We start from the raw sequence: 613 nt of genomic DNA on the forward strand, positions 1-613 counted from the left end.
ATCGAAGGTTGTTTTTGCACAGCCACCTCCCTTCAACTTTGAGGAAGACATGAGCGATAACGCCCACGAAGAAGCGCACACCGGCCCCATCAAGAATCCCAAGCAGCTGCTGCTGGCCGTCTTCTTCGCCTTCGTCATCCCGGTCTTCGCGATCATCGGCTTCGTCGCCTACGTCACGGCTGAGAACAAGCCGGCCGGCAGCACCCAGGCCGAGCGCCAGGCGCTGGGCGGCGTGACGCCCCAGGACCTGGAGCGTGACATCGCCCTGCGCATCCGCAAGGTGGGCACGGTCGAGATCAAGGACCCCAACCGGCCCCTGCGCACCGGCGAGGAAGTGTTCAAGGCCCAGTGCACCACCTGCCACAGCACCGGCGCCGCCGGCGCCCCCAAGTTCGGCGATGCCACCGCCTGGGCGCCGCGCATCAAGACCGGCCTGGACTCGCTGATCAATTCCGCCCTGAAGGGCAAGAACGCCATGCCCGCCCAGGGCGGCGGCGAGTTCGACGACGTCGAGGTCGCCCGCGGCGTGGTCTACATGGCCAATGCCGCCGGCGCGAAGTTCCCCGAACCCCAGCGTCCGGCCGCCGGCGGCGCTGGCCGCAGGGGCGGCTGC

General features: G+C 68.4%; 1 protein-coding gene. It reads left to right on the forward strand.

Features of this window, described 5'->3' with window-relative positions:
• Positions 1 to 49: 49 nt before the first annotated feature.
• On the forward strand, positions 50 to 613 hold a 564-nt coding region (locus IM725_RS20045; RefSeq protein WP_193782398.1), incomplete at its 3' end, for a c-type cytochrome.

The organism is Ramlibacter aquaticus (assembly GCF_015159745.1).
GTDB classification, from domain to species: domain Bacteria; phylum Pseudomonadota; class Gammaproteobacteria; order Burkholderiales; family Burkholderiaceae_C; genus Ramlibacter; species Ramlibacter aquaticus.